At 67.4% G+C, this 473-nt stretch carries 1 protein-coding gene; it reads left to right on the top strand.

Annotated features, from left to right (window positions below):
- Positions 1-473, top strand: a 473-nt coding sequence (locus U5798_RS36935) for an ABC transporter ATP-binding protein (protein ID WP_322084888.1), incomplete at both ends; no start/stop codon positions are given.

Below are 473 nucleotides of genomic sequence, written 5' to 3'. Positions count from 1 at the left end.
CTTCAAGCTGGACGGCACGAACTACACGCCGACGGCCGTGCACCAGGTGGCCAAGGCCGGCATCGCGCGCACGTTCCAGAACATCCGCCTGTTCGGCGGGATGACGGCACTCGAGAACGTGATGGTGGGCCGCCACGTGCGCACCAAGCACGGGCTGCTCGGCGCGGTGTTCCAGACGCCGGCCGAACGCCAGGAAGAGCGCGAGATCAAGGAACGCGCGATCGAGCTGCTCGAATACGTGGGCGTGCTGCAGTACGCGGACTACACGTCGCGCAACCTGTCGTACGGCCACCAGCGCCGTCTCGAGATTGCGCGCGCGCTGGCGACCGACCCGAAGCTGCTCGCGCTCGACGAGCCGGCGGCCGGGATGAACGCGACCGAGAAGGTCGAACTCACGCGCCTGCTCGACAAGATCCGCTCGGACGGCCGCACGATTCTCCTGATCGAGCACGACGTGAAGCTCGTGATGGGGC

It is taken from the genome of Burkholderia sp. BCC1972 (assembly GCF_905339605.1).
Classification (GTDB): Bacteria; Pseudomonadota; Gammaproteobacteria; order Burkholderiales; family Burkholderiaceae; genus Burkholderia.
The sequence above is the reverse complement of the archived record's forward strand: the minus strand, read 5'-3'. Positions and strand labels throughout refer to the sequence as shown.